Source organism: Algoriphagus pacificus, from assembly GCF_017254845.1.
Taxonomy (GTDB): Bacteria; Bacteroidota; Bacteroidia; order Cytophagales; family Cyclobacteriaceae; genus Algoriphagus; species Algoriphagus pacificus.
In genome coordinates this window covers 1,477,555-1,493,480 of the sequence record NZ_JAFKCU010000001.1, presented here as the reverse complement: position 1 = coordinate 1,493,480, position 15,926 = coordinate 1,477,555, and the positions used below count along the sequence as shown (strand labels likewise).

Sequence of the window (15,926 nt, the reverse complement as noted above, 5' to 3'; positions counted from 1 at the left end):
AGTAAAATCGGTATGATTAAAGTCTTATTTGTTTGTTTAGGTAATATTTGTCGATCACCATTGGCCGAGGCAATTTTTAATGCTAAAATAAAAGATGTCAATCTTGCAGCCTCTTTCAAATCTGACAGCGCCGGAACATCTGACTTTCATATTGGTGAGCTTCCGGATGAAAGAACCATCTTAATAGCCAAAAAATATAACCTTCAGATCAATCACAGGGGAAGACAAGTCAATCGGACAGATTTTAGGGATTTTGACTACATTTTGGCTATGGATGATAATAATCTCAGAAATCTAAACAACCTGAAAGTTCGCTATGGTTTTGAGGATAAAGAAATTTACCTCATGAGAGATTTTGTGCCTGGCTGGGAAGGACTTCCTGTTCCCGATCCATATTATGGTGGAGAGGAAGGCTTCGAAGAAATCTATAAGATTTTGGATGTGGCACTCGATAATTTTCTACTGAAAATTAAAGAGACACATCAGCTCTATGTATGATCTGAACGAAATCTACGAACGAGTATTATTCCAAAGCCTAGGCCCTCAGGCTCAGTTAAAATCCGCATCATTAGTAGCTGCCGGCAGTCACAATCAAGGCATCCGAATCGAAACTTCCGAAGGCACATTTTTTTTAAAGTTAAACTTTGATCACGAAAAGGATATCCTTTTCAAAGAATCCCAAGGTTTGGATTACCTGCGAAAAAACACATTTCTGCATATTCCGGAGACTTTTGGATGTGGACGTGTGGAGGATTACAATTACTTGCTTTCAGAATTTATCCCCTCGGGCAGATACCAACTTGATTATTGGGAAACACTTGGTTTTGGATTGGCTGATCTTCATTTGAAATCCAGTAAATCTTTTGGATTGGAAGAAGATAACTACATCGCTTCTTTGGTCCAAAAAAACCTACAAACAGCAAACTGGGTGGATTTTTACATTGAACAGAGACTAGAACCTTTGCTTGGAAAAGCCTATTTCGACCGTTTGATCCCTTTGGATTTTTTGAAAAAATTCCAATCAATTTATCCTGTCATCGAAAGTGCAATCCCCAAAGAAAAACCAGCTTTGCTTCATGGTGATTTATGGTCTGGCAATGTCATCTGCAATTCGGAAGGTCAACCTTGCCTTATAGATCCGGCAGTATATTTTGGGCACCGCGAGATGGATCTGGCTTTCAGCAGACTTTTTGGAGGATTTGATTCTAGATTTTATCAATCTTATGAGTCAATTATTCCTTTGGAACCAGGATTTGAAAGCAGGACGGGAATCTATAACCTGTATCCTTTACTTGTACATCTAAATCTTTTTGGAGCAGCTTACCTCCCAGGCATTGAACGAATCATTAAGCGCTATATCCCCTAAAATGGCCCTCATCATAAGACCTGCGATAGCTGATGATATACCAGCGATCTTAGAAATCAACAACTTTGAAATCTTAAACACTACAGTGAATTATGATTATGAACCTAAATCACTGGAGTTTCAAACCAACTGGTTTTATGATAAAAAAGCTGCTGGTTTTCCAATTTTAGTAGCAGAAGAAGAAAATCAACTATTGGGTTTTGCCACTTATGGCACCTTCCGACCAAAGCCTGCCTACCAATTTACTGTGGAGCATTCTGTCTATATCTCCCAAGGACATCGCGGAAAAGGCATTGGAAAACAACTGATGAACCAGCTTATTGAGTTGGCCAAAATAAAAGGATATCATACCATGGTGGGAGGAATAGATTCCAGCAACCTAGGTAGTATATCCTTTCACAAACAGCTTGGATTTACAGAAGTGGGGCGTTTTAGAGAAGTTGGAAGAAAATTTGACCGATGGTTGGATCTGATTTTTGTTCAGCTCCAAATCCAATCAGAATCTTAAACCAGGCTTACTTTTTCTCCTGTTTTCACAGCTTTGTAGATCGCATCGATGATCACCAAATCCTTCAATCCTTCTTCACCATCCACTGGAACAAGTGGCTTTTTGCCATCTAGAATAATGGCAGCCATTTCATCCATTTGAGTAGTTTGATGGGTGACATGCGGATTGGTCAGCGGACCTTTATGTGTTTTCCCTTCAATCGGTCCGTAACCTGTTGAGGGCTGCATTTCAGCGAATCCTTTCAGCCCATTCAAAAAGAATTTATCCAAGCCATTCATGCTGTAAGTAGATAAACAGGAAGCCACTGCACCACCAGGAAATCCCAATTGAAACTGGATGGTTTCATCGATTCCTTCCTTAAATTTCTCAGGATTATTTTTTGTCTCTTGAGCTGTCACCCAAATAGGTTCTTCTCCAATCATGTATCGAGAACCATTGATTGAATAGATCCCAATATCCATCATGGCTCCTCCCCCAGAACGAGGGTAGTTCAATCGCCATTGCGTTGGATCACCAATCACAAAACCACTTAAACCCTGGAAAAACAAGACTTTTCCAAAATCACCATTCATTCTCATTTTGATCACTTCCTGGGTTTTGGCTTCAAAATGCATTCGATATCCTACTAATAATTGAACTCCCGCAGCCTTACAAGCATCCACCATTTTCTTTCCTTCCGCTGCATTAATAGCCATGGGTTTTTCACAAATCACATGCTTCCCGGCTTTAGCAACACCCATCGCATGCTCCATATGAAGGCCATTTGGGGTGATCACATAGACCGCATCAATGTCTGGATTGTCTTTAATCTGATGATAGGTTTCGTAGTTGTAGCAGTTTTTAGCAGGAATTCCATATTCCTTTTGCCACGCTTCAATTTTAGAAGGGGTACCACTAATGACACCAACCAGCTTGGCACGCTTACAATCTTTCATTGCATTCGCAACTCTTGTTCCGTAGCTACCCAGCCCCATTATCGCAACTCTCAATGGCTTTTCATCTTGTTTTGTATTAAAAATATCTTGAGTCATCGCTGAAATCGGGTTGAATGGGGTTAAGTTGAGTGCCAAGGCTGAAAGACCGGCTTTTTGGAGAAAAAATCTTCTGCTTTTCATAATAGGTTTCTTGAGGGTTAGTTAGTAGAATTGAAAATACAGAAATTCCTTCAAATGCCACTTTTTAAACAGAAATCAATGAATTGAGGCCTACTTTTTCCTTCGGACAAATTGAATAGTATTTCGGGTACTTTGTTCCAATAAAACATCATAGCCATCCAACAGTGGAGTAATTGAATCTTTTTCTGGATGTAAAATTGTAAAAAGCTCTAAGCCTTCATTGTATCGGATTTCAAATAGACCTTTCAATCTTTCCAGTAATTTCTCAAAATGATATGGCTGGGAATCCATTACCAAAGAAATCGAAATGGCTGAGATCTGAAGCATGTTCACTCTAAGTTTCAATGATCTCAATTCCTCATAAACCCGATGGATATGAGACTCCTCGATGAATGTAAAATCAGTGACTTTAAAGCTCACCAAAACCTGATTTTCTTTCAGGATAAGAGTAGGAATAGGCTCAAAACTCTCAAGGGAATGGATTTTGGTTCCATTTGCCTCGGGATTCAAGAATGATTTTACAAATAAGGGAATTCTCGAATTAGCCAAGGGCTTGATGGTTTTAGGATGGATGACTGAAGCTCCATAATAGGTCATTTCTGCAGCTTGTTTGTAATCCAATTCTGAAAAGAGTGTGGTGTTCTCAAACTTTTTTGGATCGGCGTTCAATACGCCTGGTACATCCTTCCAGATTGTCACAGCACTTGCTCCCAAACAAGATGCTAAGATTGCTGCGGTAAAGTCCGAACCTTCTCGGCCCAATGTAGTCGTCTTTCCAAATTCATCAGCTCCGATGAAACCCTGGGTCACCACAGGGAATTTTTCCAAATTGGGTATCAGCTGATACTTGCATCTCTCGCGGGTTTTCTCCCAGTTTATCTTTGCAAACCTAAAATCGCTATTCGTAGCAATGATTTCACGGGCATCTCGCCACAAAACCACCATGTCATTTAGGCAAAGAAATTCCATGACGATTTTGGAAGAAAGCAATTCCCCCACACTGATCACAGCATCATAGAATTCGTCGTAATTTTCTTTGGTGAGCTCTCCTTGAAGTCTTTTTTCCAATGCCAAAAACTGGTTTTCCAACAGCGCAAAAATCCGGTGTTCTGGAGGAAACAACTCCTTGCAAATGTCAAGGTGAAAGTCTTTTAAATTTGCACTATTTGAAGAATAATCTTTTTGATCAATTTTCAATTTCAAAATTGCTTCAAGCGCATTGGTTGTTTTTCCCATGGCTGAAACAACAATTACCATATTTCTTCGCAATCGATTACGGAGAATTTCAGCGAAATTTTTCAATGCCGAGGCATCTTTGACTGAGGCCCCTCCAAATTTGAAAACAATCGTTTTTGTCATAAAATTTTATTACTAATTTCCCTTATTGAAAACCCAAATATTGTACTTTTCTACGAAATGAAAATCTTACCTTACCAGCCTGATCAAAGTGGTCTTGCTTACTCTGTTGGCACCACTTTAGATCGCTTTATTAAATCAAAACAACGTGACTTCCCTTTTGCTTCTGGAGAACTTTCGCAGTTGCTCAGAGACATCGCGCTAGCTTCCAAAATAGTAAATCGAGAAACTAACCGAGCGGGCCTTGCCAACATCGGAGGTGCTTTTGGACAGACCAATGTACAAGGAGAAGAACAACAAAAGCTAGATGTCATCGCAAATATCAGATTCATTCGTGCTTTGAGTAAAGGTGGCGAAGTCTGTGCCATAGTTTCCGAAGAAGAAGATGCAGTCATCGATCTTCAAAATAAATCTGGAAAATACGTGATAGCGATTGACCCTTTGGATGGAAGTTCCAACATTGATGTCAACATCAGCATCGGGACAATTTTCTCTATTTACAGAAGAAAAACTCCCATCGGAAGTCCGATTCAAGAAGAGGATATCATGCAGCCGGGAACTGAACAAGTCGCATCTGGCTATGTTTTGTATGGCTCCTCCACTATGCTCGTTTATACCACAGGATTTGGTGTCAATGGTTTCACCTACGAACAATCACTGGGAGAATTTTTCCTTTCTCACCCCAATATCCAAGCTCCTGAAACAGGCTCTATTTATTCTATCAATGAAGGCACTCAAAATGACTGGGCACCAGAAATCAAGATGTATTTGGATGCTTGTAAAGAAAAAAAATATGCAGCAAGATACATTGGCAGCTTGGTTGCGGATTTTCATAGAAACCTGTTGAAAGGAGGAATCTACATCTATCCAGCCACCAAAAAGAACCCAAATGGAAAGCTCCGATTAATGTATGAAGCTAATGCTTTGGCATTTATTGCAGAGCAAGCTGGGGCAGTTGCATCAGACGGAAACATGCGGATCTTAGAAATTCAACCAAAAGATCTACATCAGAGAACTCCGCTTTTTATAGGCTCCAAAGAAATGGTTAAAGAAGCTCTTTCTTATGCCAGAAAAACTGCTACTTCAATTATTTAGACCAACTGTAGATTTCACTTAAGATTAATTTGACAACATGTCTTATCTTCAGGGATCAAAAGACATCAATATGAATTTAACGAAAAAAATAGGATACTTTTCTCAGATAGCTTTTGCCTCTGCACTTGTTTTTGCATGTGATCAAAAGACTGAGGTAGTTGAAGAAGTGGTCGCTGAACCTATCGATGAGACTTACGCTGTTCAAACAGAAAAGCTGTTAGTCAAAATTGACACACTACATACAGGTTTTGAAAACCCATGGGGAATGACCTGGTTAGAAGATGGCACTTTATTAGTCACTGAGAAAAAAGGTGAAATCTTGATTTTCAAAGACGATCAATTTACCGGTGAAAAAATCGAAGGTCTTCCTGAGGTTTCTACAAAAGGCCAGGGAGGTCTTTTAGATATTCAGGCTCATCCAAAATATGGTGAGAACGGCTGGCTTTACATTAGTTATGCAAAAACAGTTTCAGATGAATTGACCAGCACTGCAATCATGCGATTCAGATTAGATGGCAATATGGCTGTGGATAAAGAAGAATTGATTGAATCTCAGCCAGGATGGAAAGGTGGAAATCATTATGGAAGCAGAATAGTTTTTGACAATGACGGATACCTTTATTATTCAAATGGAGATCGTTTTGATCGAAAAATCAATGCTCAGGAGTTGACAAATTCTCATGGAAAAATCCACAGAATCCACGATGATGGCAGAATTCCTGAAGACAACCCATTTGTAAATACGCCAGATGCAATTCCTTCTATTTGGTCATACGGAAGCAGAAACCCACAAGGGTTATTCTATGACAAAGCAAACAATAGACTTTGGGAATCAGAGCATGGCCCGATGGGAGGCGATGAGTTGAACCTAATCGAAAAAGGCAAGAATTACGGCTGGCCTGAAATTACTTATGGTAAAAATTACGACGGGTCTACCATTACCGAAATCACAGAGAAAGAAGGAATGGAGCAACCAGTGACTTATTATGTACCTTCTATTGCAACGGCAGGCATCACTATGGTTACTTCTGATAAATATCCAGCTTGGAAAGGCGATATTTTAATCGGTGCTCTTGCCAAGACTCACATCAACCGAGTGGATATGGATGGAACAAAAGCACTTTCTCAGGAAGTAATGTTACAAGACATCGGCAGAGTGAGACAAGTGAAAGAAAGCCCAGATGGATATCTTTACGCGATCACTGAAGGGACTGGACTTTTAGTAAAAATCATCCCAATCCGATAAGCTGATTACTATTCAAAAAAGGCTTCTGAATTTATTCAGAAGCCTTTTTTATTGATTTTTTAAACAAAGTCAATATCCACATTAAAGGGGTATTTCATCAGAAACTGCAAAGCTTCTTTGATATCGAAATCCTCGAAAAGCACACGATACAAATATTCGGTAATTGGAGCTCTCAGATCAGCTGTTTCTAAAAATGCTTTGATTATCCGGATCGTATTTATCCCTTCAGCAACCTCTTCCATATCAGCCATTATTTCAGGCAACTTTTCTCCTTTTGCCAATCTATAACCAACTGTAAAGTTTCTTGAGTCCACTGAATTACAGGTTGTCACCAAATCTCCAATTCCAGCTAATCCGATTACCGATTTGACACTTCCTCCCAAGGCATTGCTCAAATGAACCATTTCCACCATTCCTCTGGAAATCAGTAATCCCTTTGCATTCTCTCCCAAGCCCAAACCAGCCAGTGCTCCAGACGCGATGGCAATGATATTTTTTAAGACACCACTGAGTTCTACTCCTATTATGTCAGAGTTTCCATAAACTTGAAACTTCTCTGACCGAAGCAAACTCTGCCCCTCCAAAATCACTTCATTGTACTTACTCGCAATTACGGTTGCTGCAGGTTGGCCTTTGACCAATTCTTTCGAAAGGTTTGGACCAGCCAAGCATCCAACACGGACTACAACCGTTTCCTGCAAAATCACCTCACTCATCGTAAGAATCTGCGATCTTCTTATTTTTTGTACAGACTCCAAGGTTTCACCTTCTCCGAGGTTCAAGCAAAGTCCCTTTGTCCCGTGGATGATCAAATGATAAGGCAATAAATAGGGTGCAAAAGTCTTAGTAACCTCCTGGAAACCCGAGGAAGAAACCATCATAAAAAGAATATCACAGGTTTCACAGATTTCCTTGGGATCAAATGTTCCCCTGATATTTGGGTTTAGAGGCTTTCCTTGGGCGGTATGATTTTCGTTAATCTCTTGAACTACTTCTTCTTTCCTGGCATAAACCATCACCGGGTTTTTCTCTGCCAGCATATTTGCAATAGCCGTCCCGAAGCTCCCCACCCCGATCACCCCGATCCATTTTTCTTTGGTTTTAGAAGAGTTTCTCGAGGCCATAACCGGTTAATCTGTTGTGATAAAAATAAAGTAAACTCATGTCTTCAGTGACAATATCCCCTTTCTCATTTTGAATAAGTGGTCTTTTGGCATGATACATCCCCACATTATCCAATCCATGTCGGATTATCTCATCCAGATCATTTTGAAGATGGGGAGCAACGTTAATCTGACCTTTGGCTTTGAGCTCATACACCCGGTCCATTACCATCTGACAGTTCTTTTTAAACTCCTCATAGGAAAGCACGATATCTTCCTCTGGCAGCCTGATCAGATCAAATAAATCTAGCTTTCTATTAGAGGCTTTGATCATTTCAAAAGCGGTAAAAGCAACTAAATGGGAGCTGAAAACTCGGTTGATTTTATGGAATTCCTCCACAATTCTCCTTCCCAGCATGTTGGTGTATTCTTCCTCCCGCTGCTGATCCACCGTCACCACTCCTTCCGAAATAAAGTAATCTCGGGTATTGATACTTCTACCTTTTTTATCCATGCTGTCCCCATTTTCATCAACATAATTTCCAAGGACATCCATCGCTCTCCCAATCGAAACAGAGATATCAGAACCTTTGGTGAAGAATTTCAGAAGGAATTTTGAGATTTTATAGGAGTTTGAAAATTCATCATTCTCTTTATAATAGCGCTCCTGACCAGTGATACTCAAATGGTCTCTGATCAAACTTGGGGCTTCTAAGACAAAGTGATAATTGATTGTAACAGGTACTATGAATATTTTTCCTGATATATCATTCAGGCCGTTTTGATAGTTTGCTCGTTGTGCTTCGATGGCGGTACTAAGCAATCCTAGTTTCAACTTGGATTCTATCATCCCACTTCTGGAACGCGTACCTCCTGGAAAAAACAAACTGTGACAGCCAAATTGGATAGCTTCTTTAGAATAGGTCTTCAAAGTCTCCAGATACAGCAAATTTTTCTTGCGTCTATCTACTTTGTAAGCCCCCAAAGAATCCATGAAATAGGCAAAAATCGAAATGTTGAACAGGTTTAAACCTGCTCCATAAATGAATGGAGGCAAACCCAAAACCGAGATCGTCCAACCTATCAAAATACTGTCAAGGTTACTGAAATGCGTAGGAACCATAACCACTGTCCCTTTTGTGGCAAGGTCTCTCAATTGGTCAGTCTCTCCGATTATCTGGATTTTATCCTGAAGCGTATATTGATTACTAAAAATGGATCGGAAACCCTTTACCCTTGCTGCATTGAGCAATCTGGAAAACCCAAATGTGACTACGCTTCGGGTGAACTTGTAATGAGTATGCTTAAAGTTACTGGCGATTTCCTCTGCGTAGCGAGAGGTAATTCTATTTAATACCGCTTTATAACCTTGTATTTTCTTTGTCTTTGAGAGACCTGAAGCAGTATTGATCTGAAGAAGCGAGGCTTTTACTTCACCCCAAAAAGAACCCTCATCATCAGGATCCACAACCCATGGATTCTGTTTGATCCGAAGTTTCTCCCTGTACAATGTGGTTTCAAGCTCTTCCTTCAGAATTTCCGGGTTATTCTCCGCTAGATTTAAGATCCTAGCTTCTGCAAGTTCAGAGACTTTTTTGACAAACTCTTTCCGTTCCCTTGCCAGTTTTACCACAGGCCATTCATTCTTACTGGGAATTATCGGCTCGTACTTATGTTTTATATATTTCTCTCCCAAGTGGATTGCTGGTTTAAAAACGTATCAAAGATAACAAATGCCAATTGCTTACACTCCACTTGTCCAAATTACTCAGGCCTGCTTCTTTGATTTGGTAAAAATAGCAACGATTGCTGAAGTGATTACCCCCATTATAAGCGCTCCAATAACAGATTGGACCATATAATTTTTCAGGTTAAAGTAATCCTCTGCCGCTTCTTGAGTCATTAAGCCGGTACTTACTGAATGTTCAATGATATTATTAAAATATTCAGGGGTAATATATTCGATCGTGATGTATTGAGTAAAGGGGCTTAAAACTGCCACGATAATCGAAATAACCACCCCTGACAAAAACCCTTGCAGGTAGGTCATTTGGCCTTTGTAATAATTTTTCTTTTTATCCAGCAATGCTAAAACATAGATCAGAATAGCGGGAATTGCTACTAGATTGGTCATCGTAGAATGCTGATCTATAAGTGCATCATGCCAGCCTAAAGACTTTTCCAAGAACATCCAAGCCAACATCATGACTGCAAAAATGAAGGCCCATTTAACTTCAATACCGATGTTTTTCATAACAGTTTTAAGAGAGAGTGGTTAAGAGGAAAATCAATCTTATTAAAATACAAAAAAGTTGAAAAGATTGTACAATGCACAGGAAACTTAATCTATGAATCCAATATCCCTTGCCCATGAAGGAAAGGGTATTATTTTTACGACAGATTTAACCGGATGAAAGCAGACCTCAAGCAAATACAAGTTCCCATTGAAGCCGAAATGGCTGAGTTTGAACAAAAGTTCAGGGGCTTAATGAAAAGCAAAGTCAAGCTTTTAGACCATATCATGAATTACATCGTGAAGCGCAAAGGAAAGCAGATGCGCCCGATGTTTGTTTTTTTAACTGCCGGCATCACAGGAGGAATCAATGAATCCACTCACAGGGGCGCAGCTTTGATCGAATTATTGCATACTGCCACCCTTGTCCATGATGATGTTGTCGATGATGCTAACTACAGACGTGGATTTTTCTCTGTAAATGCCCTTTGGAAGAATAAAATCGCTGTATTGGTTGGCGATTACCTATTATCAAGAGGTTTGCTTTTGAGTGTTGACAATGAGGATTTTCACTTTCTTAAAATCGTGTCCAACACTGTCAAAGAAATGTCTGAAGGAGAATTGCTTCAGATAGCCAAAGCACGAAAACTCGATATCACAGAAGAGGTTTATTATCAGATAATCCGTCAAAAAACTGCGAGCTTGATTGCCTCTTGCTGCGCCGTTGGAGCTTCCAGCAATCAGAATGACACAGAAGTCATTGATAAGATGAGAAGCTTTGGTGAAAAAGTAGGAATGGCATTCCAGATCAAAGACGATTTGTTTGATTATGGTGAAGATGAAATCGGGAAACCAGTTGGTATCGATATCAAAGAAAAGAAGATGACCTTGCCTTTGATTTTTGCTTTGAATCAAAGCGACTGGCTTGAAAAGAGAAGAATCATCAGCCTTATTCGTAACAAAAGCGAAGATAAAAAAGCTGTCAATGAGGTAATTGACTACGTGAAAAAAAGCGGAGGTCTTGACTATGCCAAAAGCGTCATGAATCGCTTCTATCAGGAAGCATTGGAAATTCTTAATACATTTCCTGATTCAGAATACAAGACATCCTTGGCTGGTTTGGTCAGCTTTACGATTGAAAGGAAAAAGTAGGCTTAATCCAGCCCCTTCAAGTATTCTTTGAATTTTCCAAAATCTTTTTCCAAAGACTGCACTTTTTTCTGACCTTCCATAAAGGCTTCGAGACGATCAGGCAAAGTCAAGTTGATATCCAAAGCTTTTTCTACAGTCCCCCGGAATTTCCCCGGATGTGCAGTTTCCAAAAACACCCCCTGATACCCTGGGTTTTCTTCCATAAAATCTTTGAGCCCTTTATATCCCACCGCTCCATGTGGATCGAGGGTATAGCCAGAATCAAAAACTTCCTGCATCACAGCAACTGTTTCTTCGTCAGTATAGAAATAACCTTTCACATGTGATTTCAGCAGTTCTTCATCCCCACCGAAGAGCGCCAAAAGTCTTGGAAAATTACTTGGATTCCCGACATCCATGCTATTACTGATTGTCTGCTTGGATGGCATGGCTTTAAATTCAGCCCCTCTCAGATAATCAGGAACAACTTTATTGACATTGGTGGCTGCCACAAAATGATCGATAGGCAAACCCATTCTTTGAGCCAAAATCCCGGCTGCAATGTTTCCGAAATTACCACTTGGAACAGCGAAAGCTACTTTTTTACCATTTTTTGGTAAGCGAGAATAAGCGTAGAAATAATACAATGCCTGAGGAATCCACCTTGCGATATTGATTGAATTAGCCGAGGTCAAAAGCAGATCCTTATTGAGTTCCGCATCTAAAAATGCTTCTTTGACCATACGCTGACAATCATCAAAAACTCCGTCCACCTCTAGGGCCGTAATATTTTGCCCCAAGGTTGTAAACTGCTTTTCCTGCAATTCGCTGACTTTTCCTTTTGGAAACAAAATAATCACTTCAACTCCCTCAACACCCAAAAATCCATTGGCGACAGCGCTACCTGTATCCCCTGAAGTAGCAACTAAAACTCTTACTTTTTTGTCCGAATCTGCCAGTAGTAAACTCATCAATTTGGAACAAAATCTTGCTCCAAAATCCTTGAATGCGAGCGTAGGACCATGAAATAGCTCAAGGCTGTAAACATCTTTCTCTACCTCCACAATCGGAGCATCAAATACTAAAGTATGATCCACCAAATCTTTGATTTGGCTTTTGCTCAGGTCTTCCGAAAAGATAGATTCCATCACCACATATCCTATTTCCTGAAAATTCATCTTCTGAAAAGATGATATCACTTCCGGTGAAAGTGAAGGAATTCGCTCAGGCATGTATAAACCCTGATCAGGAGCAAGGCCTTTGATCACAGCTTCGGCTAAGCTTACTTGATGGTTTGGGTTATTGGTGCTATAAAACTTCATGGACTATTCTTTTTCTTCGAGCACGTAGGCCCCAATCGTATTAATGGAAGAAAAGTAAACATCAACCCCTAAGCCAATGCTTTCATAGATTTCTTTGGCAGCTTTGGCGATTGCTTCGGATTTCTCTGATCCTTGGGACAAAGCAAATAAAGTCGGTCCTGAACCCGAAATCCCCATACCCAATGCACCAGCAGTTTTTAATGCTTCTCTGATTTCATAAAATCCCGGAAGTAAAACCGCTCGATAGGGTTCTGCAATTACATCTCTCATGGACCTGGAAATCAACTCAAAATCCTCCTGATATAATCCCGCAATAAATCCTGCCACATTTCCAGACTGAATAGTTGAATGCTTTAGCGGAATGGAATCCCTCAAAACACTTCTCGAATCAGCGGTTTTAAGTTCATAATGTGGATGTAAAAGAGTGCAATACAATCCATCGGGGACATGAAGTTTAATCACATCTAATGGGTGATAATCCCTAACGAGAACAAATCCACCTAATAAACTTGGCGCAACATTATCTGCATGACCGGCTCCACAAGCAGCTTTTTCGGCAGCAATAGCAAAAGGCAAAAGATTTTTACGCTCATAAGGATCCCCCAAAAGCCGGTTAGCTGCGATCAAAGCTGCCACAGCACTTGCAGCACTCGAACCCATACCAGAACCAAGGGGAAGACCTTTGCGCAAGGCAATATCCATCCCTATTTGCTGACCGTAATCATCTAACATGGCTTGAATGGCAACTGCACAGGTATTTTTTTCTACCTCCCAAGGAAGCTTGCCTCCATCATCTTCAATCGAGACTACGCACAGACCAGATTTTTCTTTCCGAGTGATTTCCACATAATCACCCATGGCATCGATGGCAAACCCTAGAATATCAAATCCACAGGAAACATTGGCTACAGTCGCCGGAGCAAAGGCTTTGACAGATTTCATTATTCACGAGTATAGTTACCGATTCGTATCACATCCGCAAATACTCCAGCTGCGGTAACATCCGCACCTGCTCCAGGACCTCTGATAATCATCGGAAAATCATGATATCGCTCAGTGGTCAACAAAATCATATTATCACTTCCCTGCAAGCTGCTGAAAGGATGTTCCTCTTTCAAAGAATTCAAACCAACTTTCGCAGAACCGTTTTCAAGAGTAGCCATAAAGCGGAGTTTCTCTCCTTTGGCTTTTGCTTGCTCCCTGAGTTTTTCGAAATCAGCATCATGTGCTTTAAGTTTTTCAAAGAATTCATCCACCGAAGCTGTTTCTACACAATCTTCAGGCACCATTCCTTCTACTGTCACGGAGTCAAATTCCAAATGCTGTTCCGCTTCTCTTCCTAAAATCAAAATCTTACGAGCTACATCCATTCCACTCAAATCATCTCTCGGGTCGGGTTCGGTATAGCCTTTTTCTTTGGCAACTTTGACCACTTCAGAAAAAGAAGCTCCTTTTTCAAATTCGGAGAAAATAAAGTTCATCGAACCACTTAGAACCGCTTCGATCTTGATTACACTATCTCCAGAAAGCATCAGATCCTGCAAGGTGTTGATTACCGGCAAACCAGCAGCAACATTGGTCTCATAAAGGAATTTCACACCTCGCTTTTTAGCGATTTTCTTAAGCGCAAGGTATTGATCCATGGAACCGGAGTTGGCTTTTTTATTCGGAGTGACAATTCCCACTTTAGCTTCCAAAATTCGAGAATAGGTATCAGCTACATCCATGGAGGCAGTACAATCTACCATCACAGAGTTAGAGAAGTTCATCTGCTCCATGGTTTCGATGAACTTATTCAAATTCATTTTTTCGTCCTTCTCACTCAATTGATAAGGATTTTTCAGATCAAACCCATCCTCGTGAAAGGCCATATATCTACTATTGGCCAAACCATGTATCTGGATGTCCAGCATGCTATCTCGCTGAAGTTTCTCCTGCTGTGAGGCGATCATTCTGATCAAAGCCTGACCGATCAAACCTGTTCCAATCAAGAACACGTGCAAAACCTTATTTTCCGAAAGAAAGAACGCTTCATGAAGCGCATTCAATGCTTTTTGAAGATCTGCTTGCGGAATAACTGCAGAAATATTCAATTCTGAACTTCCCTGAGCAATCGCCGCTACGTTAATATTATTTCTACCCAGTGCCCTGAACATTCGACCAGATGCTCCAGGGTTATGCTTCATATTTTCACCTACTACTGCGACAGTGGCAAATCCATGAAGTAAATTGACTTCCTCCATTTCACCGGATTTGATTTCATAGTGAAATTCCTTTTCAACAGCCTCTTTCGCTAAGTATGCCTCATCAGTTTTGATGGCCAAACAAATGCTGTGCTCAGAAGACGCCTGAGAAATCAACACGATATTGACTTCAGTCTCTGCCAAAGCTTTGAAAACTCGGCTAGTTCCAGTTACAGATTCAATCAAACCAGCACCCTGAACAGTCACAATGGAAATATTAGAAATGGAGCTGATTCCTTTGATCAATGCCTCTTTGGTAACATCACCATTGATCTTGGTCCCTACATTTTCCGGTTCAAATGTATTTTTGATGTAAATCGGAATATTCCGCTTCATCGCAGGCTGCATAGTCGCCGGGAAAATCACTTTGGCACCAAAATGCGAAAGCTCCATAGCTTCATTATAGCTCAATTGAGGTACCGTAAAAGCAGTATAAACCATCCTTGGATCAGAAGTCAAAACCCCAGACACATCAGTCCAGATTTCCAGATCTTCCGCTTCAAGAGCTCCTGCAAAAATCGAAGCTGTATAATCCGAACCAGATCTACCAAGGGTGGTCGTTTCTCCTTTGGAAGTTGATGCGATAAAACCAGTGATTACTTTGATTCCGTCGTTCTTTCCGAAATAGCTTCTGATCAAAGCGTTGGTAGTTTCAAAGTCAACTCTAGCTTGTCCAAATCGGTCGTTGGTACGAATGACATCCCGAGCATCCAAAAACTGGGTTTTCAAACCATGCCCAGCTAAAGCTTCTGAAAGAATAAAAGCTGAAAGTCTTTCTCCAAAGCTTGCTACATAATCAAGCGTTCTGGCAGAGTTTTCTTTGATCAGGAAAATACCGTGGAATAAATCTTCCAATTCCTTAAACCTTACTTTGACATAGGTCATGACGGTAGATTGATTCTGTACAGATATCAACTGACGCACCATATCCAAATGCCGCTCTTCTAGACTCTGAAGCAAATCTCGGTAGGCTGGATCGCCCTCTTTGGCCAGCTGTGAGATTTTGAGTAGGCTTTCCGTGACTCCACCAAATGCTGAAAAAACGATGGCTATTTCATGCTTTTTGAGTTTTTCCTGAATAATGGAAAATACTTTTTTGATGTTCTCTGGGTTCGCTACGGATGAACCACCAAACTTGATGACTTTCATAAAGAATCTTGTAATGAGTTTTTAAACTAAAGTGGGCCAATGAGGGCCAAAAGGGCGGG

14 protein-coding genes are annotated in these 15,926 nt (G+C 40.5%); 6 read left to right on the top strand and 8 right to left on the bottom strand.

What is annotated here, in order from left to right:
* Positions 1 to 12 precede the first annotated feature (12 nt).
* The 3 genes from J0A69_RS06400 to J0A69_RS06390 are packed head-to-tail and all read left to right on the top strand — an operon-like array spanning position 13 to position 1,874.
* Complete coding sequence (locus tag J0A69_RS06400; protein WP_206585685.1) at positions 13 to 498, top strand: low molecular weight protein-tyrosine-phosphatase; 486 nt, start codon at positions 13 to 15, stop codon at positions 496 to 498.
* Positions 491 to 1,366: a fructosamine kinase family protein gene (locus tag J0A69_RS06395; protein ID WP_206585684.1), complete on the top strand. Its 876-nt coding sequence runs from the start codon at positions 491 to 493 to the stop codon at positions 1,364 to 1,366. Before J0A69_RS06400 ends, J0A69_RS06395 begins: the two co-directional genes overlap by 8 nt.
* Position 1,367: 1 nt before the next feature.
* Entirely contained in the window at positions 1,368 to 1,874 is a 507-nt protein-coding gene (locus J0A69_RS06390) for a GNAT family N-acetyltransferase (protein ID WP_206585683.1), read from the top strand.
* Here J0A69_RS06390 and J0A69_RS06385 read toward each other — a convergent pair.
* Both J0A69_RS06385 and J0A69_RS06380 read right to left on the bottom strand, forming a co-directional pair.
* Positions 1,871 to 2,989: a Gfo/Idh/MocA family protein gene (locus J0A69_RS06385; RefSeq protein WP_206585682.1), complete on the bottom strand. Its 1,119-nt coding sequence runs from the start codon at positions 2,987 to 2,989 to the stop codon at positions 1,871 to 1,873. The two genes, J0A69_RS06390 and J0A69_RS06385, sit on opposite strands and share 4 nt — an antisense overlap.
* Positions 2,990 to 3,079: 90 nt before the next feature.
* Entirely contained in the window at positions 3,080 to 4,348 is a 1,269-nt protein-coding gene (locus tag J0A69_RS06380) for an aspartate kinase (RefSeq protein ID WP_206585681.1), read from the bottom strand.
* A 57-nt stretch (positions 4,349 to 4,405) separates the two neighbouring features.
* On the opposite strand from J0A69_RS06380, the gene fbp reads away from it, so the two are divergent.
* Entirely contained in the window at positions 4,406 to 5,440 is a 1,035-nt protein-coding gene (gene fbp, locus J0A69_RS06375) for a class 1 fructose-bisphosphatase (protein WP_206585680.1), read from the top strand.
* A 37-nt stretch (positions 5,441 to 5,477) separates the two neighbouring features.
* On the top strand, positions 5,478 to 6,686 hold the full coding sequence (locus J0A69_RS06370; protein ID WP_236032673.1) for a PQQ-dependent sugar dehydrogenase: 1,209 nt from the start codon (positions 5,478 to 5,480) through the stop codon (positions 6,684 to 6,686).
* A gap of 59 nt (positions 6,687 to 6,745) precedes the next feature.
* Here the strand turns inward: J0A69_RS06370 and J0A69_RS06365 are convergent, their stop codons facing one another.
* The 3 genes from J0A69_RS06365 to J0A69_RS06355 all read right to left on the bottom strand — a co-directional run bounded on the left by J0A69_RS06365 (position 6,746) and on the right by J0A69_RS06355 (position 10,043).
* Positions 6,746 to 7,810, bottom strand: coding sequence for an NAD(P)H-dependent glycerol-3-phosphate dehydrogenase (locus tag J0A69_RS06365; protein ID WP_206585679.1), 1,065 nt, complete (start codon positions 7,808 to 7,810; stop codon positions 6,746 to 6,748).
* The gene (locus J0A69_RS06360; protein ID WP_206585678.1) at positions 7,788 to 9,485 is read right to left on the bottom strand and encodes a 1-acyl-sn-glycerol-3-phosphate acyltransferase; all 1,698 of its coding nucleotides are present in this window, start codon (positions 9,483 to 9,485) and stop codon (positions 7,788 to 7,790) included. Before J0A69_RS06360 ends, J0A69_RS06365 begins: the two co-directional genes overlap by 23 nt.
* A 72-nt stretch (positions 9,486 to 9,557) precedes the next feature.
* Positions 9,558 to 10,043, bottom strand: a complete 486-nt coding sequence (locus tag J0A69_RS06355; protein WP_206585677.1) for a DUF4199 domain-containing protein — start codon at positions 10,041 to 10,043, stop codon at positions 9,558 to 9,560.
* 156 nt (positions 10,044 to 10,199) lie between these two features.
* On the opposite strand from J0A69_RS06355, the gene J0A69_RS06350 reads away from it, so the two are divergent.
* Entirely contained in the window at positions 10,200 to 11,174 is a 975-nt protein-coding gene (locus J0A69_RS06350; RefSeq protein WP_206585676.1) for a polyprenyl synthetase family protein, read from the top strand.
* Positions 11,175 to 11,176: 2 nt separating this feature from the next.
* Here the strand turns inward: J0A69_RS06350 and thrC are convergent, their stop codons facing one another.
* Genes thrC through thrA form a run of 3 tightly spaced genes read right to left on the bottom strand, consistent with a single transcriptional unit; the run spans position 11,177 to position 15,867 of the window.
* The gene (gene thrC, locus J0A69_RS06345) at positions 11,177 to 12,475 is read right to left on the bottom strand and encodes a threonine synthase (RefSeq protein ID WP_206585675.1); all 1,299 of its coding nucleotides are present in this window, start codon (positions 12,473 to 12,475) and stop codon (positions 11,177 to 11,179) included.
* A 3-nt stretch (positions 12,476 to 12,478) separates the two neighbouring features.
* Complete coding sequence (locus J0A69_RS06340; RefSeq protein WP_206585674.1) at positions 12,479 to 13,417, bottom strand: homoserine kinase; 939 nt, start codon at positions 13,415 to 13,417, stop codon at positions 12,479 to 12,481.
* Positions 13,417 to 15,867 carry a bifunctional aspartate kinase/homoserine dehydrogenase I gene (gene thrA / locus J0A69_RS06335; protein WP_206585673.1) on the bottom strand — a complete coding sequence of 817 codons (2,451 nt, stop codon included), beginning with the start codon at positions 15,865 to 15,867 and terminating at the stop codon, positions 13,417 to 13,419. The genes J0A69_RS06340 and thrA overlap by 1 nt, the downstream gene beginning before the upstream one ends.
* Between the last annotated feature and the right edge of the window lie 59 nt (positions 15,868 to 15,926).